Raw genomic sequence first — 21855 nt, forward strand, 5'->3', positions numbered from 1 at the left:
GATAAAGTATATATCATCTGATCCGTATATCACAGCCTATGAGTACTATAGGAAAATCCGTTAGGATGGAGCGTATTTTCGATAGAAATACAGGTAATGCAATTATCATTCCCATGGACCATGGAGTCGGTGCAGGGCCCATTTCAGGGCTTACAAACCTTCAGGAAGCTGTAAATAGGGTTGCTGAAGGTGGAGCGAATGCCGTACTCGGACACATGGGGCTTGCCAAACACGGGCACAGAGGATATGGACATGATGTAGGTCTGATAATCCACCTTTCGGCTTCTACCTCACTTGCCCTTGACCCGAACCATAAAGTCCTTGTAACAACTGTAGAAGAAGCTATAAAGGTTGGGGCTGATGCGGTATCTGTCCATATTAACATAGGGGCTGAAGACGAATTTGAAATGTTGCAGGGTCTCGGCTATGTTGCAGGAAAATGCGATGAATGGGGAATTCCTCTCCTTGCAATGATGTATCCACGCGGTAAAAAAGTACGTTCTGAGTATGATGTTGATGTAGTAAAGCATGCAGCAAGGATTGGCGCTGAACTTGGAGCGGATATTGTTAAAACTAACTATACCGGAAGTCCGGAAACTTTCAAAGAAGTTGTTGACGGATGTCCTGTACCTGTAATTATTGCAGGCGGCCCCAAAATGGGCTCGGAAAAAGAACTGCTTGAGATGATTCAAGGCTCTCTTGAAGCAGGCGGACGTGGTGTTGCAATAGGAAGAAATGTATTCCAGGCAGAAGACCCAACAGGACTTGTACGGAGAATTTCAAAAATCGTCCACGAAGGTATGACTGCAGAAGAAGTAACAAACCTTGGTAAAAGTGCCTGAAGCCCGAATATCAAGATAAAAAGGAAAATTTATTAGTTGGTTAATTAGTTAGTTAATCAATTAGTTTAGAAAGTCGTAGACATAATTAAGATCTTAATTTCAGATTTGACGGAACGGGGAATTTACTTTTCAGGAAATTTCCTGTCATCCTTTCCAGTGGAAATGAAGGGGGTGCTACTTTTCAGAAGAAATGTTCCTTCAGATACATAAAGAACAAAATTTAATATTTGACTTCATAACTTCACTTAAGTTCCAGAAAAAGCAGGTAAAACAAAATAAAAATTTTGAGCTATAACTCAGGATTCCTTCGAGTGTTCTTAATTGAACAAATAGTCTCCAATGCTCCTTCACTTTTCTGTTCATTTAATCTTAACCTCGAAGAATATACCGAGATTATTCAGTAGACTTTAATAAAAGTAAGTAGATGCAAAGCTTCAGACAATGCAAATTCCTTTTCTGAAATAGAACCTTAATCTCTTGAAGGACTATCAGATTTAAACACTGTTTCTGTATATATCAAATAAAGAGTTCCCGGTTTACCTGTAGATTCCAGTGGAAATTTGGGGCTTTTTAGATTTTTATTATAAAGAGCAGAATGTGAAATGGATACTTTTTTAATAAAATTTAAGGATATGTGAGATTCAATGAATTAGAAAAGTATGCAGGATAAACTTATACAGGATAGAAAAAGGGGAGGACAAAATAAAATAATTAAAAGAAAAAATAAACGATTGAAAAGTAAACACCACTTGAGAAAGTAATGTGAGAGAATAAGGATACCAAGGCAAATAAGGAAGCCGATGATGAGTTAAGGCAAAAATAAAGTAAGGAGACTTTAACTTAAGGAAGAACCGAGAAAAAGATAGATTTCTTAAGAGTAGAGCAGTCCAGAAGCACTCCTGATAGTGAAAGTGGATAATGAAAAGATAAAAGAGAAAAACCGTTTATAACAGTGAAATCCGGGAAACAATTGAAAAGTATATAGGAAAAAAACGAAAAGTCATAGATGAGGAAGAACTAAAAAATAGTAAAAAATAAATTTACGAAAAGTTCCAGTGGAAATAAGGGGGTTCCTCTTTAAAGAAAAAGGAGAAACTGAAAAGTCTAAAAATAATTTTTACAATTATAAAAGTAAAAAAATTATCAAAAAGGTGAAAATTAAAAGTCAGGCTCCAGAACTCAAAAGAGACTGTTCTTTAAGCCAGAAACCTGCTCTGCGTTCATATCTATGCCGGCATTAGAAATCTACAGCGGGCACAAGGTCGCAACCTGTGCATTTAAGACACATTGTCATTGCAAGGGAGGGATCTAGCCCGTATTTCTTCAGGATTTCAGCTTCCATTTTCGCAAGTTTCAAAAGGCGTTCAGGAGAAGGACGTTCGGTAAAACAGTCCCCTGATCTGAGAGGATGAGGGTTTACCGGGCGCAGGATTGGAATTACCCCTATCTTTGCAAGGGTCTCGATTCCTTCCCTGACAGAATCATCAGTTTCCCCAAGTCCTATTATGAAGTTACTGAAGACCCTGTTTTTTCCGAAAATTTCCACAGCTTCTTTAAGCCTGTCCAGAATATAATCAAGAGAAAGATCTCCACACACCTTCCGGAATATTTCTCTGTCCATGGTTTCGACATTATACTTAACCTCGGCAACTCCAGAATCGTAGAATTTTCGGGAACAGCCCCTGGTTGGATATACAGAAACTCCTATGGGGACATCGTATTTTTGAAGTGCAGGGAGAAGGCTGAGTACACGCTCAACTTCTCCCTCGATTGAGGTTTCGACACCTGAGGTAATGGAGATAGCTTTGAGAGATCCTGCCTGAAGGACATCATCCACTATGCTCAGGACTTCCTCCTCACTCTTGACATGCCCCTGAAGTTTAGGTACAGGGCAGTATTTGCAGTCAAAAATACATCTTTCGCAGAGCGTGATAAAAGCCTGATCAGGGCAATGTGCAGGTGCAGGTTCAAGTTTTCCTCTGGCAAGTTCTTTGCCTTCATGCAGAAGCGCAACTGTCTCGCTATCTCCTGCTGCGGCAATGGAAAGAGGGGAATTCTTGTTTACGCTGAGCCTGACCCGCTTCCCTCCTGCTCTAAAAAAAACGGAGCTTGTACCTGCCCCTGGACCTGCAGTAGAACCTCGCGCCCTTGGAATAAGTAAAGGGTCCACAGAAACGGAACCTATTGAGATAAGAAAAGCTTTTATTTCCGGCGTGATTTGCGTACTTTGCATTAGGGTGTTCCTCAAGATAACTATTCTTTCCTGTAGTTCCGGCCTTTTTTCATCATCACCAGATAGTATATAAATCATTCTGAAAATATAACTTAAATAGTCTGGAACCAGCTTTGAGATAAGGAAGAATCTTTTCGTTAGACATTAATTTATAATATCTGGATTGAAAAAAAGTCTTTTTCCCTGGAAAAAATCGAAATAAGCATATATAAATAAAACAAATGCTATTTAAAGTTCGAAATTAATCTAGGAGGAATAGAGTTTTGTTGAAGAAGTGGTTTCCAGTACTGGTAATACTCATATGTGCCATTTTTGCTGTTTCCTCGGGGTGTAGTGAAAACAGTGAAGAAGACACAAATGTTCCTGAAGAATCGATTGAAGAAGTAAACGAAGAAGTGGCTTCTGCAGAGGATGAAGGAGAAGAAGTTAAAGTGGAAATGGTATCCACCGGAGACTCCAGCGACTGGTGTGCTGTAGGTTCTTCATGGAAGTCAACAAACCCCCAGACAGGCGAAGAAGTTACAATGAAGATCACAGGGACCGAAACTGTTGATGGTGTCCTGATGTGCAAAGCCGTTTATGAGACTAATGTTGAAGATGAAGACTTCTCCAAAATTGAATATTTATGGTCCGAGAACGGAGAAACCTACTTCTGGACTGCTTATGACGCTTCAGGAGAAGTAATTTCCGAGATGAGCATGAAAGATGGCAAAATGAAAATCGTTGATGAAGAAGGCAATGTAATGGAGTATTCTCAGGGGCAATAAATAACAATAGGAACCCTAAAATAAAGATAAGGTAGCAATTCTGCTGGATTTTCCAGCACATTGCCTTTTTCCTGAATCTCTCTAACCTATTGTTCTTTATTATTTATTCTCTACTATTGTTCTCTACTATTATTATTCTCTAACATTGTTTCTACTATTATTTTCTAATTATTAAATTCTCGATCTAGTTAATTCCTGATCTCTATTTTAAATCTTCTCTTTCTTACATCCAAGTGTATTCATACCCGGTCATTTTTTAAACTCAAAGAGAAATTTCAAGGAAATAAGATATCTGATCCTGATTTTCTAGGTTGATTCGGAATGATATATGAGTACTATAATATTAGCTCCATTGATTAAAATTACAATGATGTAATAATGATACATGAATATAATAACATTATGTGTTACATAAATTTACAAAAGTATTATATACCTGAAACGCGTAGTATAATTTGCGTTCTCATCCCTTCAACACCCCAAAATTACAAGATCTACTCCACACAAATAAAGGGATAAAGAAGAAAGAAACTAAACTAAAACTCGCAACCCGTGAGTCCAGTACCTCAATATCTCTTCCCAGACAAAATAAAAGCATCTCTTAATGCCGTTCGGAACTTCCAGGTTTTTGGATGGGAACGCAAGCCTATTTTTCAGAAATAATTACAAAAGAAAGTTGATTTTTAGAAGCTTTATCATGAATTCCTGATTCATTTTAAACTTATTATAAGTTTCAATTTTGTGATTTTTTTCATGCATCATGAGAAATTTGACCTGCTCACGTGCTATAAAATGAAAATTCCGAAACAAAATCAAAATAATTATATATTAACCCTCCTGATTTTTAAAATATATTCTTTTACGGTACAGGAGGTCATAAATGATAGAAGAAAAAGATGAAATTGACCTTTTTCTGGATTCGCAGGTAAAAACCGAAAAAGAACTGCTACAGGAAAAATGTGAAAAAACTTACTATGCAGCATCCAGCCAGGTCCGAAGGGACATAATGCAAACCATATGTTTTCTTGGGAAAAGTAAAGAAGAACTCCTTAAAAAAACCGGTCTTGATGAAGCTGCTTTAAAGTTCCATACTGAAATTTTGATAAATACTGATTTTCTCTATCAGGATGAAGAGGGAGTCTACAGGCTGACAGATCTCGGACTTAAGGTGCTTCCGAAACTTTAACAGATTATAGTTATGATATAGTTTTAAGGAACATTTACGTTTCGAAAAACTCTTGTCTGCGAGCTAAAAACGGAAGTTTTCTTCTGACAAACTCCCTCCGCACAGCCGACAAAGTCAGTTTTGGGAAGAGGAATATCCTTTTCCGGCAAGACTTATCTCATAAGCCTCAAATAAAACACGTTGCCTATTTTATATATAGGAGTAAATATATTACATTTGTCGGCCTGACATAGAATCTTTTTTCAGGTAATAGGACAGGAAAAACATGAAAGTCATGATCATAGGAGGTTTTCTCGGAAGCGGGAAAACAACCGCAATTCAGAGGATTAGCAGGCAGCTTAGTGATGCCGGAAAACGGACTGCAATTATCGTAAACGAGATAGGGGAAATAGGGCTTGATGGAGAGACGCTTAAAAGCCCCGGAATTATGACACAGGAACTAACAAGCGGCTGCATCTGTTGTACACTAAAAATCAGCATGCAGTATACTCTTCAGACCCTTGAAGAAGAGTTTAAGCCTGATATCGTAATTATCGAGCCAACAGGAATTGCTTTCCCCGGACAGATCAGGGAAGAAATCGAAGTGATGGGACTTTCGGAGTTATCTTTTGCTCCGGTTGTAACCCTTGTAGACCCCGGGCGTTTCGGCACCGAGGCAAAAGAGATCCCAAGGTTTATTGAGACCCAAGTAAAAGAAGCTGAAATCCTTGGCATAAATAAAGTGGATGTGGCGCCTGCAGAAATAGTTATGGCAACAGAGCAGATGCTTGCAGAACTGAACCCTGAAGCCAGGGTCCTTAAGTTTTCAGCAAAAGTAGGAGATGAACAGTTTAAAGACCTGTTCATTCATCTTGCACTTCCAGGGATTGAGAAACCCTCTCAGGAAAAGCAAAATTCTATTGAAATTTCTGAAGTCTCGGCTCATTCAGTCCTTTATACCCTCTCATCCTGCGGGTTTAACCCTGAAGAAGGAAGGCAATTTATTGAAGAGAGCCTTCAGACCATAAGAGACAAAGTGAGGGAGATTAATCCTGACTTTATAGGCCATGTTAAACTTTCTCTGAAACTCCCGAGTTCCATGATCAAGGGTAGTGTAACCTCTTCAGAAGAAGCCCCGCAGGTAGAGTTCATTCCTCGCAAAAATGAAAAGCTCGAAATCAGACTTCTGTCTGCAATTACAAAGATCCCGAAAGATAAGCTCACGGGAATAGTGGAGAGTACACTTGAAGAGAAACTACGGGAGTCAGATGTATCTTTTAAGAAAAAAGAACAGCAGCAACATGGTTCACTTACGAAAATAAGCGGGATCATGAAAAAGAAATGAGCACTGGAGAAACACTGGCAAAAGAGTGAAAAAAGTGAACATCAACAAATTTCTGTTTCACTCAGTAAAGAAAGCAAAATATCAGAAAAACTGAGATATTAAAGGAAAGGATACCTGAAATATTAAAGATAAAAAAAATGGAGCTTCTATATGCACGACGAAATTGACGAAATTGATGCTTATTTCGCTTCAAAAGAAGAAATTACAGAAGGCGAAGTTGTCAAAATGGAACATATGATGATGGAAAAGGTTTCCATAAATCCGGCAAGAAGGAAACTCCTTCGGACAGTAGGGATCTTCGGAAAAACTGAAAAACAGTTAAAAGAAGAGTCGGGGTTAAACGATTTCTTCTTTAAGTTCAATATGGATTTCCTGCTCAAAGAAAGATTCCTCAAGTTTGAAGACGGCATGTACCGGCTTACAGATTCGGGAATCGCATTGCATGATTCCGTGTGTTAAAAAGCATATTTTCTCATATTCTTTCTTATTTTTCCATACTTTCTAAAACATAAATTTTGGAAGCATAAGCCTTAGCTCCTTCCGATTCTTGAAAATTGCTTTTTGCTAAAAAACGATAAGTTTTTATGGTTATCTGAATAATGGCGTTATGATCAATTTTTTCGATATTCTATGGAAGTTTCAAAAACGCCCTGATATAATTTCCTGGTACATATCGAGCAAATCAAAAAGGAGTGTGAAAAAAATATGCCAGCATTAGTTAACGCAGATGAATGTTCTGGATGTGGAACCTGTGTCGATGAATGTCCCTCTGAGGCAATCACCCTTGATGAAGAAAAGGGCTGTGCAGTCGTTGACCAGGATGAATGTGTAGAGTGCGGTGCATGTGAAGAAGCATGCCCGAACCAGGCAATTAAAGTACAGGAATAAAAAACAGAGATCAAGATGGAATAACTTTTTATTCCATTCTTTTCTTTTTCCTTTTTATCAAATCATTTTTATCTCTCCGGAGGCAATTTTTTAGATGGCAGCAGTTAAAGCGGGAATTTTAGGCGCCACTGGCGCTGTAGGGCAGAGATTTGTAGAAGCACTTGCAAACCATCCGTGGTTTGAGATCACAGCCCTTGCAGCGTCCGAAAGGAGTGCCGGCAAAACGTATAGAGAAGCGGCAGGCTGGAAACTGGACACCGCCATGCCGGAAAGTGTCGAAAACATAGAAGTTGTTCCTGTAGACCCGAAAGCCGTTGATGCGGATGTGGTCTTTTCGGCTCTTCCTGCAGACCTTGCCCTTACAGTGGAACCCGAGTTTGCAAAAGCCGGGTTTGCAGTTGCAAGCAATGCATCATCCTACAGGATGGAAAAAGACGTCCCTCTTGTAATTCCAGAAGTAAACCCAGAACACCTGGGACTCCTTGAAGTCCAGCAGGACACAAGGGGCTGGGACGGATACATCATTACAAACCCTAACTGCTCCACAATTGTCATGACAATTACCTTAAAGCCCCTCATGAAGTTCGGGCTCGAAACCGTGCAGGTAGCTACAATGCAGGCAATTTCCGGTGCAGGGTTTTCCGGAGTTTCAGCCATGGCAATCTATGATAACGTAATTCCCTACATAGGAAGCGAAGAGAAGAAGATGGAAACTGAAACTTTAAAACTCCTCGGGGAATTCAACGGCTCAGAAATCGTGCCTGCGGACGTAAAGGTTAGCGCTTCATGCAACAGGGTCCCTGTAGTTGACGGGCACACTGAAGCTATCTGGGCAGGCATGAGAGACAAGCCCACACCTGAAGAAGTAAGGGAAGCTTTCCTCAAATTCGACCCGAAACTCGGAGAACTCCCCTCAGAGCCGGGAAAAGCCCTGATAGTGCGGGATGAAATTGACAGACCCCAGCCGCGCCTTGACCGTAACATGGGCAGAGGCATGAGCGTCTCAGTAGGCAGGATCAGAGAAGGGATCCGTTACATTGCAATGGGGCACAACACAATCCGCGGAGCTGCAGGTGCAAGCGTCCTTAATGCAGAACTCCTGCACTCGATTGGCAAGCTCTGAGTTCAGACGAAATGCTTCAGCAGCAAAAACATCAGGACTGGAAGCTTAAAAGCACGATTGAAACTGCAGAAATCAGTAGAAAATAGTAAAGAATAAGAATTAGAAGTAAAAGGTCTGAAAACCCGGACTTTTTACTTTATTAAAATTCTTCTCGCAGAAACTTTTGTTTTGAATTTATTTTCCTTAAATGTTTTGATTCTAACTTTGAAATTGATTTTTCAAGCATTCCATTTCAGGAATTCTCAGGAGAAAAGCCTTCTTGCAGCCTCTTCTGCCCTGCGCATAACTTCTCTTACAGGAATCCCGCTGGCTTTTGCGATTTTTTTGCAGTCTTCAAATTCCGCAGAGATATTGAGCAGAACTCCTTCCGAGTCCCTGGCGATTTTGACCGCAGTTTCAAACTCCTGACCTTCCAGATCTATTTTTATCCTTTCAATATTTCGGGCAGCCATTAGCCTGTGTCGGGCAGGCATAACCCTGACTCCAAGCGACCCTGTCTCAATAATGATCTTCCGGGCGAGTTTTGCGCTATCTTCAGGCTTTGCAATGACCTTGATAATATGAGCAGGTCTTCCTTTTTTCATGGTTGCGGGCATAATAGCAACATCTCTGGCTCCCATTGAAAGCAGTTCCTCGAAAAGGTTGCCCAGGACTTCCCCGCTTACATCGTCAGCATTGGTCTCAAGAACCTCGATAATATCCGGAATCAGATGCGAATCAGGCTCAAGCAACACTCCCTGAAGCACATTGGGACCCTCAAGCTCGGCATCCCCTGCTCCGTATCCGATGGCAATTGCCCTTCCCTGAGGAAAAGTGTCAACAGGCTTCACAAAATGTGCAAGAATTGCAGCCCCTGTAGGAGTAAGCAGCTCCTTATTCACGTTGCCTCCCCTGAAATAGAGCTTTCCTCTCCTGAGGATCTCAAGGGTTGCAGGAGCTGGCACTGGGAGAGTCCCGTGGGCGCATTCTATTGTTCCGCCTCCCACGCTGATAGGAGTGCAGTAAACCGAATCGCAGTTAAGAGAATGGATGGCTGCAGAAGAGCCTATAACATCGGCAAGGGCATCACTCTGCCCCACTTCATGAAAGTGAAGCTTTTCAAGGTCAGGTTGCCCATGGACTGTAGCTTCAGCCTCTGCCATTTTCAAAAAAATATCAAGAGCACTTGCCTCCACTTTCGCGGGCAGTTTTGCAGCCTTTACAAGGTCCACAATTTCAGGGTATGTTCGAACATGCTCTTTTTCAGGTACGTTTATGTGAACATCCAGGGCTTTGATTCCTTTTTTTACTACTTCCCTAATATCCATGGATACCGGTGCAGATGCTTCGATTAATTCTTTTACTTCTTTCCTGTCAGCTCCAAGATCTAGAGTACACCCCAGAATCATATCTCCTGCTGCACCTGAAAAAGGGTTAAAGACCAGTGATTTCATAAAGTTCCTCCCTGAATTTTACTCTTTAATTCATCCACAGTCATTATTTTCCGGGTATCAAAATTCTCCCGATTAATCTTCCTGTTCCGCTTCTTCAGTTTTTTTCTCTGCCCCGGCAGCAGCAATCATATTGGCAATCCTGGCTGCATAAGCTCCTGCAACAAATCCAGCATCAATATTTACCACTGCAAGGGTCGAGCAGGACTGAAGCATTGACAGCAGGGCTGCTTTTCCTCCACCGCCTGCCCCATAACCAGTGGATACCGGAAGCCCTACTACCGGCACGTCGACGAGCCCTGAAACTATAGTCGGAAGCGTCCCCTCTCTTCCGGCTGCAACAACGATTGCTCCCGGGTTCCGGAGTTTAAGTTTCTGCAGTTCGGGGATCAACCTGTGGATCCCGGCAACCCCTACATCGTACACGGCAATAGTTTCACAACCCATTTCAGAAGCAATAACCCTGGCTTCTTCTGCAGCAGGAATATCTGCCGTACCTGCGGATATGACTCCAACAACTCCTCCCGTACGTGGAGCAGGGGTGCCGTCGTGGATAATCACGGTGCGTGCACGGCTGTTCCACTCCAGTTTTTCAGAACCAAAAACCTTCATTAATGCTTCCACGTGTGAGGCAGAGGCGCGAGTAACCAGGGCTCTTTTACTTTTTTCTACCATAACCCTGGCAATTTCGACAACATCTTCAGGTTCCTTGCAGTCAGCAAGAATAGCTTCGACTACACCAGTCCTGTTTTTCCTGTGGGTATCCACTTTAGCTATATGCGAATAGGAAACAAAACCCAGACCTCGGACCTGCTGTTCCGCAGTTTCAAGATCGGTTTTTCCTTCTTTGACAGATTTTAATATATCAGTGAGATCCATGCGCCACCCTTAATCGAAAAGGATTGAATGCTTTAGCAATAAACAGCTTAAACCAAGCTACCAGGCAATAATTATTAGTTTGGAAACTTTTTAGAGTTTCGTGCCATATTCGTACACGTTTGATTTTTATAATTATTTGTATTATTGCTTTGTGACTTGAGATAAAAAACTCAAAATTATAAAGCTGAATGAGTACAGTTAACTGAATGAAAAGCAGCAGCGGAAAATGGAGATATTGTTTAATCCTTCGATAAAAGTCAGCTTAAACAATATCTTTATTTTGTCGTTTTTCACTTCAAATCGTTCTCGCTTTTAAGTCCGCTTGAACATCTCCCTCGCCATGGCAACTCTCTGCTCAAAGTCGGGTCCTTCCAGTTCTTCTACAACAGATTCGAGCATCGTTGGTATATCAATGTGCTGGGGACATTTTTCAAGGCACTGTCCGCACTGAACACACATGGATGCAAATTCGGGTTCCCCGAGACCGACAGCGCCGCCAAGCCGTGCCGCATACATGAACCGTTCCTCGTCGGGGTTGTCGACCAAATACAGGTTGTTATACTGCTCGAAACAGAGTGGAATATTCACGCCCGCCGGACAGGGCATGCAGTACTGGCAGCCGGTACAGCCCACTTTCATCAGTTCACGATACTTCTGTTCTACTTTCTTTACTAATTGAAGTTCGGTTTCTGCCAGGGAATTCGGGTATGCCTGTTCTGCAATCCTGAGATTCTCCTGAATATGCTCCTCCTCATTCATGCCGGAAAGGACGACCGTGACCTCCGGATGGTTCCATACCCAGCGGAGTGCCCATTCAGCAGGAGACCTCTTTATTGGGGCTTCGTCCCAGATTTCTTTCACGGCTTGAGGCACGGTTTTTGTCAGGTTCCCTCCGCGGAGGGGCTCCATAATGATTACTCCAAGACCTTTTGAAGCTGCATATTCCAATCCCTTGGTACCTGCCTGATTCTTTTCGTCCAGGAAATTGTACTGGATCTGGCAAAAGTCCCAGTCACAAACGTCCACTATCCGGGTGAAATCCTCCCCCGCACCGTGGAAGGAGAAACCTGCATTCCTGATGCGGCCGTCAGCTTTGGCTTTGTCAAGGAAATCAGCTACACCAAGCTTTTCGACACTGTCCCAAAGACCACCAACGAGGGCGTGTATGAGATAATAGTCGATGTGGTCTGTGTTGAGTTTCTCCAGCTGAGCATTCAGGAATTTATCCATATCCTCCCGCCTCTCTATAAGCCAGGAAGGAAGCTTTGTGGCAAGTTTCACTTTTTCGCGGTACCCGTTGGCAAGGGCACGGCCCAGGAAAGGCTCGCTCTCTCCCATGTGATAAGGCCAGGCAGTATCAACATAGTTTACTCCGTGGTCGATTGCATAATGTACCTGCCTGGTGGCTCTTTCTTCATCTATACTACCGTCTTCTTTTGAGGCGAGACGCATGCATCCGAATCCAAGTATCGAAAGTTCGTCTCCATTTTCAGGCATTTTTCTGTAAAGCATTTTTCATTCTCCTGAATATTAGAATTGTGTCATCTAGTATCGCCATTGACTGACTGAACAGTCATTAATAAATATGGTTTTTAGTATATATGTACTTTGATTGATCAATCACTCACAAAAAGAGTGAAAAAATAAGTTTTAGTTATGCATCTCCATATAATTCTTCAAATCTCGGTTCGCATGACTCTGCTCTGCTCACTGTATCTTATCCTTCGATCAAGCCGCTCTTCCCATTTCATATGCCTGTTCCATTGCTTTGCTTCCTTTGATGTCTCCAATGTTCCAGGCACCAGTTCCATAGATAATACCCTTTTCGTTTGCCCCTTCAAGACAGGAAGTAAATCCCCGGAATCCTTCAAACGTTCTCTCCATTGCCTGCCTATTATCGTCGGCTGCCGTCGCAATAAAAATCCTTATCGCTGATTTCTGTATAACGGGAGCAGGTACGGTCAATTAGAGTCTTCATTTGACCATTCATCGTGTAGAAGTAAACCGGTGTTGCCATTACGATCACGTCTGCAGCAATCATTTTTTCCAGGACTTCAGGCATATCATCTTCTTGGGGACAGCCTTCTCCCATGCTATAACAGGCTCCGCATCCTGTGCAGTAATTGATTTCCCTGTCCTTCAAGAATATCCTCTCCACAGAGTGTCCAGCTTCTTTTGCTCCAAGAATAAACTGGTCGCACAACAGGTCGGAGTTTCCGCCTTTTCTCGGGCTGGCGGACAGAACCAGTACTTTTTTACTCATTTGTATGATCCTCCATATTCTTGCTTATGTTTTATATTTCTGTAAATTTGAGTTGTGAGACAAGCTCATTATAATGTGAATTTGGTTACTGACTGATCAATCAATCATTAAATACATAATAATATATAACTATTTGCTCCGTCAATAACGAGGAAATATAAAAAGAAATTGATAAACAATTCATAGGTTTTCATCCACAAAACGCACTAATTACTTATTGCTTTCTGGCACTATCTCATCTACACAATTTAGAGCGTTCAAAGTTCTTGGAAAGCACATGTAAGGTAAACTTTGCGTAATTGCTTCAATCATTGTTTCTTCATCATCTCCAACACTCAGATTTCCTCTCACATGTGATTTTAACTGGTTTTCACAGCCACCTAAAGTACTTAGGATACATAGGGTCAATAATTCTCTGCTTTTTAAATCAAGACCACTTCTTGTATATATATCTCCGAAGCAAAATGCTGACAAAAATCGCTGAATGTGCTTTTGATTCTCAGGTGTATTTTTTTGCATTTGTTCAATCACATCACCAAAGATAACCTTTTGTACTTTTAATCCCTCGTCAAAGCGCGTATCTTCATTTACCTGCTTTTGACTTTCAACTGGAAGCGGGATGTTTCTCTCTTTAAAAACTTCATTGGCCTGGTACATTGCATTTAATGTTTTAGAAAATCCCAGATGTGGTACGCACTGATAGATTGCTTCCTTTATCTCTATCGGAGTTACGCCCACATTTAATGCTACACCCACATTTAATGCTACACCCACATGTACTCTGACTTGGTCTAAAGTTGACGAATGATTAATTGTTAGTTCTTCTGTTTTTGAAACAGACCGTCCACAAATGAGTCCCGTCTGTGGTCCCATAAACCTTCTCTGCCAAATTTTTTATATCGAGGCGGTACTTCTCTTCGATGTGAAGCGGGGTCACAGGCAGAGGTCATCGTAGATAAGCACCAGCTCGTCGCCTTCCTCACCTCTTGAAAGCCACGAAGAGGAATATTTGATATGCCTGAAACAGTATATTTAGAGAGACACCATGAAGTTCAAGACTATCACCTCCGGCATCCTTTGCGTTGCATCTGCTATGCCCGATCCGCCGTTCGAATTTATGGATGGCGAGACGCCAACAGGCTTCGACGTTGAGCTAATGCAGGCGATTTGCGCGGATCTCGGCCTGGAATGGCGGCTCGTTCACTACAGCGGTGCGGATTTCAACGGCATCTTCTTGGGGCTGACGAATGGGTCGTGGGATTGCGTTGCTTCGGGAACGACGATCACGCAGGAACGACAAGCCGTTGCCACATTCTGCGGCCCGTACGTCGAGTCAGGTCAAAGCCTCGTCTGCAATATCGAGAAAACGCCGAACGTGAACTCCGTTGATGACCTTCGGGGGATGATCATCGGTATCCAGCACGGAAACACGTCCGAACCTGTGGCACATCGTCTGAAGGCGGAGGGCCGCGTCGCGGAGGTTCGTACGTATGCATACCACGATATCGGAGTGATGTTGAATGACCTGGAAGCCGGGACAATCGGCGCGGTGATGAAGCTGGCCCCGGTCATGCGTTGGCTAGTGAGAAATCGCCCTCCCTTGCGAGTGGTGCAGGAAGGGATCACCGATGAGAAGTTGGGCGTGGCCGTGCGTCTGGGCAACGACGCCTTGCGCCAGGCCATCGACGACTCACAGGCCCGACTGTGCAAGAATGGTGTGCTGGGCAAACTCACGAAGAAATGGTTGCAGACATGATTCGTTGTATCCACTTGTTCACTGGGGCTGATGGGAAGTCTCACGTCGAAGATAGGGCCATCCCCATCGACGTCGTGCAAGCTGCAACGGCCGTACACTTTGAGGAGACTGCGGCCGGTTCAGCGCTTGACTGGCACACTGCGCCGCACGTCCAATACGTGATTACGCTGTCTGGCACGCTCGAATTCACCACTCGTGACGGTGAGACCTTCGTTTTGCGTCCCGGTGACGTGTTGCTGGCCGCCGATACTACAGGTAGCGGCCATCGGTGGCGCTTGATCGACGATCAGCCCTGGCGGCGCCTATACGTCGAGTTGGGCCAACCCGCAATGAAAAGGTAAGATCCGTCTGTCAATGGAGGTTAGGCTGTCAGGAACAGCCCGCCATATCACGGCTCACTTCAGGTAGGCAGAAAAGCCCAATCCCGTGAAACGCGGGACTGGACCCCGGCTTTCGCCGGGGTGACGAGGTTGACTGAGAGCATTTCCCTTAAGTCAACAGCCTTGCCGTTATAAAAGGGACCAAGTTGACTTTTCCCCCTTTGTAAAGGGGTGTTGGAGAGATTTTTCACGTAACATGGTGACGCCTTTAGCAGGACGGTCACGCAGGTCATAGCAGGAGTTAAGGAGATCCATCTGACATTTCACGGTCTCCGCTTTCGCTGCTTTCATCCGTGTCACAATGGAATCGAACGGCTCTTTAATATGTTTGTTTGTCATTACAACTTTCTTATTCGTGACCGTTCAGTCACGCAGCCAGCATCGCAGGCTGATGTACATAAATCCTTCGGATTTGATGCTGGCTGACTCGAAAATCTACTGTATTTTTCGAGTAGACCGAATAGTTACTTTTACTCTATCATCCCAATTTTACGCAGCCACTCGGATACCTCATTCTGTGCATTTTTTACTTCTCTGCCCCGGACTGCAAGACCGTTCAGAACGGTTGACTGTGGGCAAAGCCTGGTGATATCTGTAATACTTCTCCCCAGACGGCTTCCCTCGTGTGTACAAAATGGCACAATGGTTTTGCCGGAAAAATCGTGTTTTGACAAAAACGCTGCAACTGGCCTTGGTATTGTACCCCACCAGTTAGGATAGCCAATGAAAACTGCCTCATACGATTTCATGTCCTTAACTGCTGTTTTCAACTCGGGTTGGTAACCCGATTGCAGTTCCTGCTTTGCCTGTTCCACAACCTCATTGTATTCGCTGGGATATGGATTTACAGACTGAATTTCAAAAATATTGCTCCCAATGTTTTTATGAATTTGAATAGCTATTTCGCGCGTATTGCCAGAATGTGAAAAATAAGCCACAAGAATTTTTTTATTCACTGAAATTGTCCTCCATATTTGGAGTTATTTTAACTTGTTATATTCTTCATCCGTTATGGGTTCCAGCCATTCAGCCGGACCTGCATTAGCATTTGTTTCAACAGAAAGGTGTACAAACCAGCTATCAGGCGCCGCACCATGCCAGTGCTTTACGTTTGAAGCAATCTTTACCACATCTCTTGGATTAAGTTCCTGTGCAGGCTTTCCTTCCTCCTGATAGTAACCACGTCCTCCTGTTACTAGCAGAATCTGTCCGCCCGGATGTTTATGCCAGTTATTCCGACAGCCGGGTTCAAATGTTACATTGCCTATCGGACAATTAAATTCATTGTCCCTTGGCACCAGCATGTTAAGCCATGCATTACCTGAAAAATATTTACTAAACTGTTCCGGAAGTTTTTCACCTTTCGGGAAGATTACACTTTGACTTAAGTTTGATTTATCCATAGATTATCTCCTTGAACTTTTTTACATTCTTTTCGTCATTTGCTCGATCATGGCTTGTGAGTGACTAATCAGTCAGAATGTAAGATTTAATGTTATATAAAAGTAAGCCCTACAAAGAAAAATAGAATATAAAAAGTTGAAGAATAATTTCCCAACAATAATTTCCCAACATGCCTATGATCTTTCTCTTTCGATCAAACAGCTTTTCTAATTTCACATACCATTTCCATTACTTTGCTTCCTCTGATATCTCTCATATTCCGGCACAATTTCAATAGAGAATACTCTTTCAAAAATTCCACCATGAAGTTGGAGGCATGTGTAAGTCTGAATCTAATAGAACGGTTTCGCCAATTTTCGGGGCAATTATGCTTACTTCTCTATTTTTTGCCTCTTTAAGTGCTCGTTCTATTGGTTCTTTCCAACCATGATTAGCTAATGTAAATGCTCCCCAATGCATCAACATCATAGTTTTACCATTTACATCTAAATTGGCCTGGACAGATTGTTCAGGTATCATATGAATATCCGACCATCTCCGGTCATATTGGCCGCCTTCAATTAAGGTGATATCAAAAGGCCCGTATTCCTTTCCTATTTCCTTAAAATGGCTGTCATATCCGGTGTCTCCGCTGGTATATAATCGAGTGTTGTTTCCAAGAATGACCCATCCACCCCAGAGGGTAGTATCGATATTAAACGGATCTCTTCCAGAGAAATGTCTGGCTGGTGTCAAAGCAACGGTTAAGCCCTGGTACTCCGTTTCTTCCAACCAATTGAGTTCCGTAATATTTTCTTCTGGAACACCCCATCGAATCAAATGAGCACTAACCCCAAGAGGAACAAAGAAATGTGATACTTTACTCTTTAGCTTTACAACAGATTGATAATCTAAGTGGTCATAGTGGTCATGTGTAATAAAAACTGCATCAATCGGCGGCATTTCATCAATAAGATGCAGCATGATATCTTCACTATATTCGTATCTTTTAACTCCCACGAATGAAACCGGTGAGGCAATAAGACTTAGCATAGGGTCTATCAATAACTTTTTATTATCAATGCTAAGCAGAAAAGCAGAGTGTCCAAACCAGGTCAAACTATCATTTTCACTTTTAATTTTGTTCCAGTCAATGACAGAAACAGGAATTGGACTCGTCGGATTGCGGTCTTTAGACTCTGAAGCAGAATCTTCATCCATTGATGAAGCGTTTGAGGAATTTATGACCAACTCTGTAGGATCCTCATTAATAAATTTCCCATCAACATAATTACTTAAATGTTGATATGTTTCTTTTTGTTCTTTCGTTGGATTCCCACCGAAAGCTGGGTCTATGTTTATAAACAATGTAATAACAACGCCCAATAGAAGCAAAAAACTGAGTAAATATAATATCACTTTTTTAAGCTTTTTCATATTTTCACTTCTGCCATTCCTATTTCATGCAGCCACTCGGATACATAATCCTGCGCTTTTTACGTCTCTGCCCCTGACTGCAAGATCGTCCAGAAGAAAGACGGACGACCCTGAGCTGCTGTGTATATACTGAGGAATCATCATATGGTACGCGGAAAGGAGATGCCTTTGGTTTCCTGCGGTCTATTTTGCTTTCTCCGCTATTATTGAATATTCTTTGATAGGCGCCGCTTTTCCCGATTTTGGACAAATTTCAGAATATAGTAAGTCATAAAGATATAAACTCCATGATGGAAACTTAATCTGTGAAGAAAAGCATGGCTGGTTCATCAAAGTTCCAATAGGAATATGTATAGTACAAAATTAGTTTGAAGCCCGCGTCTCTAGCAAAGAAAGATGGGAAGACGCATGTATCCAAACTCAAGTATCGAAAGCTCGTCTCCATTCTTAGGCATTTTTCTGTACAACATTTTCCATTCACCTGGTTTCTTCAAACTATTTTCTATGTACCTCGGGTTGATTTTCTGATTAACTGGATTTTTTGAGATAAGTCAGTCCATTGCTTTCTATTTATGAGTGAGCAGTCACTCACCGATGAGTGAAAAAAATTATTCTTTAGCCAGACCTCTCCAGATAATCTGGAATCCATCCTCCAAAACTTTATTTTCATCTAGCGAAGAATCTGAATCAAGGATAAAGTTCACTACCGTCCTGCTGGCCTGATAGAACATTGAAATGGTCAGTTCCTCAGAAAAATCTCTGATCTCGCCATTTGCTATTCCTTCCTTCACAAGATCATGAAGAAAGACATACTCTTTAGTTACTTCTTCACGCGTAAACTTTGTGATATAGGGGGATGTGCAAAATTGTCCGACAAAAAGGAATTCTTCCTGATTGTCTACTCCCCATTTGACTAAATTTGACCATATTTTTCTTAACTTATCCTTGAAGGTACTCTGTGCCTCAATTCCCTTTCCCATACTGCGGCTTAACTCTCCTTTAATCTCAAAATACAGGTTATTTATAAGGTCTTCCTTTGTGGGAAAGTAATTGAAAAGGGTGCCTGTGGCTACACCTGCATCTTTTGAGATTTGTGCAGTGGAGGTACCATGAAAACCTCTTTCAGTGAAGAGCTTCAGGGCAGCATCCATAATTGCTGTTTTTTTGTCTTTGACCTGTTCTTTCATGTATTATCTCTACAATTGACTGATTAGTCAGTTATGTTGTAATATTATGTTTTTATAAATACTTAATGGTGCTTTTACTTAACTCTTGCCAAGTATTTTAGTACACAGAAGATTTTGGGAACTATAAGATAACGAGCACTCTATAATAATGCCTTTCACAATAGAAATTTTCCAGAATGAGAAAGGCTTTTGGGAAAAAGGCCCTTACTCTGAAAAAAGGTAAAATGGGCTTTAATTCCCGAAGCAGGTTTTCGTCTTATCCTTACAGTACAGTTTTTTCGAAACAGGGGACAAAGGTTCATTATCCAGTCCAGGACCACAGTCATTGAAATTGACAGTAAAGTCCTTTATGCCTTTAAGAGCTCTTTCTTCAATTAATTCCTTAATTTCGTACATGGAAAGCTTCAGACCCGCTTCCTTTACCCTGCTTGCCAGGTCCTTAAGTTCTTCGTACTCCACCCGGGCAGAAAGGGGCTTTTGCTCTTTTCCTATAACTATTTTTATGTCAATTTCCCCTTCCCAGAGAGGCAGGTCATTTTCGTCCCTGAAAGAAAGGCAAAGCTTCCTCAGCTCGCAGTCAAAGGGATAATGCTCGGTCTTCAAAAGCCTGACTCCGAGAGTACCGGTTTCCAGAGCCATGAACTCGGCAAGAGAATCAAGATTTTCTTCCTCACAATCAATAAGAAAAATATACTCAGGTCTGCCTTTCTTGGTAATGGCTGGTATTACGTGCACGTTTTTAGCTCCGAGTTTCATCAGTTCTTCTATCAGGTAAGGAACCTGGTCGCAGGTGATATTGTCAATGTTAGTCATCAAAAGCAAAAAGAGGCCTCCCGCTGTTTTCCAGAAAAGAAAAAGGCAGAGGTTGAAACAAAGTTAAAGTCCTGCCTTAAACCCGTTCTTCTCTGCCCATAGTTCAGGTCGTTTTTGTGGATTGTCTGGTTTTCATCTGGATATACTCAGATATTTTCCATGGATTTCATTATCCTGACTGCCAGTTTTGCAACGTCGAGAGCTTTTTCCCGGGCTCCCGGAATTGCAGCTGAACAGGACTTCCCTCCTTTTTCTGCAAGCTTTGCAACTTCTTTCGGGTCAGCAACTTTCATTGCAGCTGCAACGGCTGCAGGTACGGTAATATTAATTATTGAGTGCCCTGAAAGCTGGAGTTCGCAGACGGGTATAGCTGCAAGGGGTATAATTTCCAGAAGCTCCTTTTTATCATTAAAAATTGCATCCGGAATCACATTCTGCCCAAGTCCCAGAAGTTCAAAGGTCCTTCCGTCTACAGTCAGTTCAACATCGGCATCCGTATCAAATCCGTAGTACGAACTTGTGAAAGGATGGTTTCTGCGAGCACCTCCGACCATTTTCTTTATTTCGATCCTGATGTCATGTCCGGTCATAGCTCCAAGCATTGCAGCAGCCCTTGTTTCAACGGTTTTTTTTCTTTCCAGATCCAGTTCCCTGACGACATCTTCCACAGACTTTCCGACTTTTATGTCTTCATATGCTTTTTTTGCCCTCCTGACGATTGCGGCTGAGCGAACGCCGTCAGTCCCGAGGATCATGGTACGTGTAATAGGGCCTCTCCTTACCTGTTCGGTTTTCCTTGCAATTGTATTAAGGGCAACCGAAGCAATTTCCGGATCAAGCCATTCGTTCTTTTTTACCTCTGCAATAATATCTGCTGCCTGCTCAACATCACCTTCAAACTTGATAAGTGACCTGAGGGCGATTATGGTATCCGCAGTCATATGACCAAGAGGAGGCATAATAGGGCCGCCGGAAAAACCTGCCCCTATTTCGATAGACTCCTTAAAAGCACAAAGCATCTCACCAAAAGACATCATCCCGACAACAGTGGGAGCTCCTATGTCTTTCAAGATAACCCCGAGGTCTCCTACCAGCCTAAAAGAGTCGTATTCTTCGTCCGTGCCGCGCATATGGAGCTTTTCCGGGATTCCTGCAGCCTGACATGCAGCTTTGCCTGCAAGATATGCACTGTTTACTTCGAAAAAACCGCCGTACTCCTCCCCTACAAAAGCATCAGGGTGGACAATTTCAAGAGCTGCTGCAGCTCCGAGAACTGCCGAAATTATAGGACTTGCAGAAATACCTGCTCCCCAGTAGGCCTGCATCATAGCTTCAGTTCCGATCCTGGCCGCATTCATAGCAACTTCAGGAAAACCGATGTCTTCTCCAAGGGTATTGTGCCCGTAAAGAGGTCCTCCCGCAACTCCGAGAGGAAGCTTTCGCCCATCAATTCTGGTAAGCTTGCCTTCTGCCATCGCATTGTAAATGGCCTGCACGGCTGCAAAACCGGAAACCTTATTATTGGATTTAGGGGTGGGAACAGCTATAACCCCTGCCCTATCGGCTCCTGCAATCATACGGGCAAGTGCTCCTATCTTCCGGTTCCCTGCAGGAACACCGGCCTGAGCGTTGGAACCTGCAAAATAGCAGATCGTAGCTGCAAAAAGGGCTGCATTTGCAGGGCTTGCTCCGGCTTCTTCTGCAGCTTCAATACCTTTTTTGAGTACATGATCTATTTCCAGGCTGCCGGCATCTTCATCCGTAAGCCTGATATTAGCACCCCGGAAAAGCTCCGTAGCGACAGCGTTTGCAGCACACATAGCGCCTATATTTGTCATTCCGTGACCTTTGGTAAGGGCTTCAATCCTATCATTTGTAAGATTCTGTATACCTGAGACTGAAGCCGTTACTGCAGCACATACCTCGTTATTCAAAAGATCTTGCCTCCTCCAAAAAGTGCGTAG

At 42.6% G+C, this 21855-nt stretch carries 22 protein-coding genes; 9 read left to right on the plus strand and 13 right to left on the minus strand.

What is annotated here, in order from left to right; genetic code table 11:
* Positions 1-38 precede the first annotated feature (38 nt).
* Positions 39-842, plus strand: coding sequence for a 2-amino-3,7-dideoxy-D-threo-hept-6-ulosonate synthase (locus MSHOH_RS20055; protein ID WP_048142348.1), 804 nt, complete (start codon positions 39-41; stop codon positions 840-842).
* A 1237-nt stretch (positions 843-2079) separates the two neighbouring features.
* Here the strand turns inward: MSHOH_RS20055 and MSHOH_RS20065 are convergent.
* Positions 2080-3075, minus strand: a complete 996-nt coding sequence (locus MSHOH_RS20065) for a radical SAM protein (RefSeq protein ID WP_048142352.1) — start codon at positions 3073-3075, stop codon at positions 2080-2082.
* A gap of 266 nt (positions 3076-3341) precedes the next feature.
* On the opposite strand from MSHOH_RS20065, the gene MSHOH_RS20070 reads away from it, so the two are divergent.
* From MSHOH_RS20070 to asd, 6 genes are all read left to right on the plus strand, one after another.
* Positions 3342-3842 carry a hypothetical protein gene (locus tag MSHOH_RS20070; RefSeq protein ID WP_239451078.1) on the plus strand — a complete coding sequence of 167 codons (501 nt, stop codon included), beginning with the start codon at positions 3342-3344 and terminating at the stop codon, positions 3840-3842.
* Between the two features lie 880 nt (positions 3843-4722).
* Positions 4723-5028, plus strand: a complete 306-nt coding sequence (locus MSHOH_RS20075) for a hypothetical protein (protein WP_048142354.1) — start codon at positions 4723-4725, stop codon at positions 5026-5028.
* A 265-nt stretch (positions 5029-5293) separates the two neighbouring features.
* On the plus strand, positions 5294-6352 hold the full coding sequence (locus MSHOH_RS20080; RefSeq protein ID WP_048142356.1) for a CobW family GTP-binding protein: 1059 nt from the start codon (positions 5294-5296) through the stop codon (positions 6350-6352).
* A 150-nt stretch (positions 6353-6502) separates the two neighbouring features.
* Positions 6503-6811: a hypothetical protein gene (locus MSHOH_RS20085; RefSeq protein WP_048142358.1), complete on the plus strand. Its 309-nt coding sequence runs from the start codon at positions 6503-6505 to the stop codon at positions 6809-6811.
* Positions 6812-7057: 246 nt separating this feature from the next.
* A complete protein-coding gene (locus MSHOH_RS20090; RefSeq protein ID WP_048142359.1) occupies positions 7058-7240 on the plus strand; it encodes an indolepyruvate ferredoxin oxidoreductase subunit alpha in 183 nt (60 codons plus the stop codon).
* Between the two features lie 94 nt (positions 7241-7334).
* A complete protein-coding gene (gene asd, locus MSHOH_RS20095) occupies positions 7335-8363 on the plus strand; it encodes an aspartate-semialdehyde dehydrogenase (RefSeq protein ID WP_048142361.1) in 1029 nt (342 codons plus the stop codon).
* Between the two features lie 242 nt (positions 8364-8605).
* Here asd and larC (MSHOH_RS20100) read toward each other — a convergent pair whose 3' ends face one another.
* The 6 genes from larC (MSHOH_RS20100) to MSHOH_RS20120 form a co-directional block, all read right to left on the minus strand.
* Positions 8606-9796 (minus strand): nickel pincer cofactor biosynthesis protein LarC, encoded by a 1191-nt coding sequence (larC, locus tag MSHOH_RS20100; protein ID WP_048142363.1) that lies wholly within the window; start codon positions 9794-9796, stop codon positions 8606-8608.
* Between the two features lie 72 nt (positions 9797-9868).
* Entirely contained in the window at positions 9869-10672 is an 804-nt protein-coding gene (gene larB, locus MSHOH_RS20105) for a nickel pincer cofactor biosynthesis protein LarB (RefSeq protein WP_048142364.1), read from the minus strand.
* Between the two features lie 312 nt (positions 10673-10984).
* A complete protein-coding gene (locus MSHOH_RS20110) occupies positions 10985-12184 on the minus strand; it encodes an aldo/keto reductase (protein WP_048142366.1) in 1200 nt (399 codons plus the stop codon).
* 216 nt (positions 12185-12400) lie between these two features.
* The gene (locus MSHOH_RS24870) at positions 12401-12556 is read right to left on the minus strand and encodes a hypothetical protein (RefSeq protein WP_204245359.1); all 156 of its coding nucleotides are present in this window, start codon (positions 12554-12556) and stop codon (positions 12401-12403) included.
* 10 nt (positions 12557-12566) lie between these two features.
* A complete protein-coding gene (locus MSHOH_RS20115; protein ID WP_204245360.1) occupies positions 12567-12935 on the minus strand; it encodes a flavodoxin family protein in 369 nt (122 codons plus the stop codon).
* Positions 12936-13145: 210 nt separating this feature from the next.
* Positions 13146-13808, minus strand: a complete 663-nt coding sequence (locus MSHOH_RS20120; protein WP_082089438.1) for a carboxymuconolactone decarboxylase family protein — start codon at positions 13806-13808, stop codon at positions 13146-13148.
* A gap of 172 nt (positions 13809-13980) precedes the next feature.
* On the opposite strand from MSHOH_RS20120, the gene MSHOH_RS20125 reads away from it, so the two are divergent.
* Positions 13981-14691: an ABC transporter substrate-binding protein gene (locus tag MSHOH_RS20125; RefSeq protein ID WP_048142367.1), complete on the plus strand. Its 711-nt coding sequence runs from the start codon at positions 13981-13983 to the stop codon at positions 14689-14691.
* Positions 14688-15032: a cupin domain-containing protein gene (locus MSHOH_RS26105; RefSeq protein ID WP_048143706.1), complete on the plus strand. Its 345-nt coding sequence runs from the start codon at positions 14688-14690 to the stop codon at positions 15030-15032. Before MSHOH_RS20125 ends, MSHOH_RS26105 begins: the two co-directional genes overlap by 4 nt.
* Positions 15033-15541: 509 nt before the next feature.
* Here the strand turns inward: MSHOH_RS26105 and MSHOH_RS20140 are convergent.
* The 6 genes from MSHOH_RS20140 to MSHOH_RS20165 all read right to left on the minus strand — a co-directional run bounded on the left by MSHOH_RS20140 (position 15542) and on the right by MSHOH_RS20165 (position 21825).
* Complete coding sequence (locus tag MSHOH_RS20140; RefSeq protein ID WP_048142371.1) at positions 15542-16027, minus strand: flavodoxin; 486 nt, start codon at positions 16025-16027, stop codon at positions 15542-15544.
* A 24-nt stretch (positions 16028-16051) separates the two neighbouring features.
* The gene (locus MSHOH_RS20145) at positions 16052-16474 is read right to left on the minus strand and encodes a cupin domain-containing protein (protein ID WP_048142372.1); all 423 of its coding nucleotides are present in this window, start codon (positions 16472-16474) and stop codon (positions 16052-16054) included.
* Positions 16475-16763: 289 nt separating this feature from the next.
* Complete coding sequence (locus tag MSHOH_RS20150; RefSeq protein ID WP_048142373.1) at positions 16764-17891, minus strand: MBL fold metallo-hydrolase; 1128 nt, start codon at positions 17889-17891, stop codon at positions 16764-16766.
* 608 nt (positions 17892-18499) lie between these two features.
* A complete protein-coding gene (locus MSHOH_RS20155) occupies positions 18500-19078 on the minus strand; it encodes a TetR/AcrR family transcriptional regulator (protein ID WP_048142374.1) in 579 nt (192 codons plus the stop codon).
* A gap of 231 nt (positions 19079-19309) precedes the next feature.
* Positions 19310-19891 carry a nickel insertion protein gene (gene larC / locus MSHOH_RS20160; RefSeq protein WP_239451406.1) on the minus strand — a complete coding sequence of 194 codons (582 nt, stop codon included), beginning with the start codon at positions 19889-19891 and terminating at the stop codon, positions 19310-19312.
* 146 nt (positions 19892-20037) lie between these two features.
* Positions 20038-21825, minus strand: a complete 1788-nt coding sequence (locus MSHOH_RS20165) for a hypothetical protein (RefSeq protein ID WP_048142378.1) — start codon at positions 21823-21825, stop codon at positions 20038-20040.
* Between the last annotated feature and the right edge of the window lie 30 nt (positions 21826-21855).

The organism is Methanosarcina horonobensis HB-1 = JCM 15518, assembly GCF_000970285.1.
GTDB classification, from domain to species: Archaea; Halobacteriota; Methanosarcinia; order Methanosarcinales; family Methanosarcinaceae; genus Methanosarcina; species Methanosarcina horonobensis.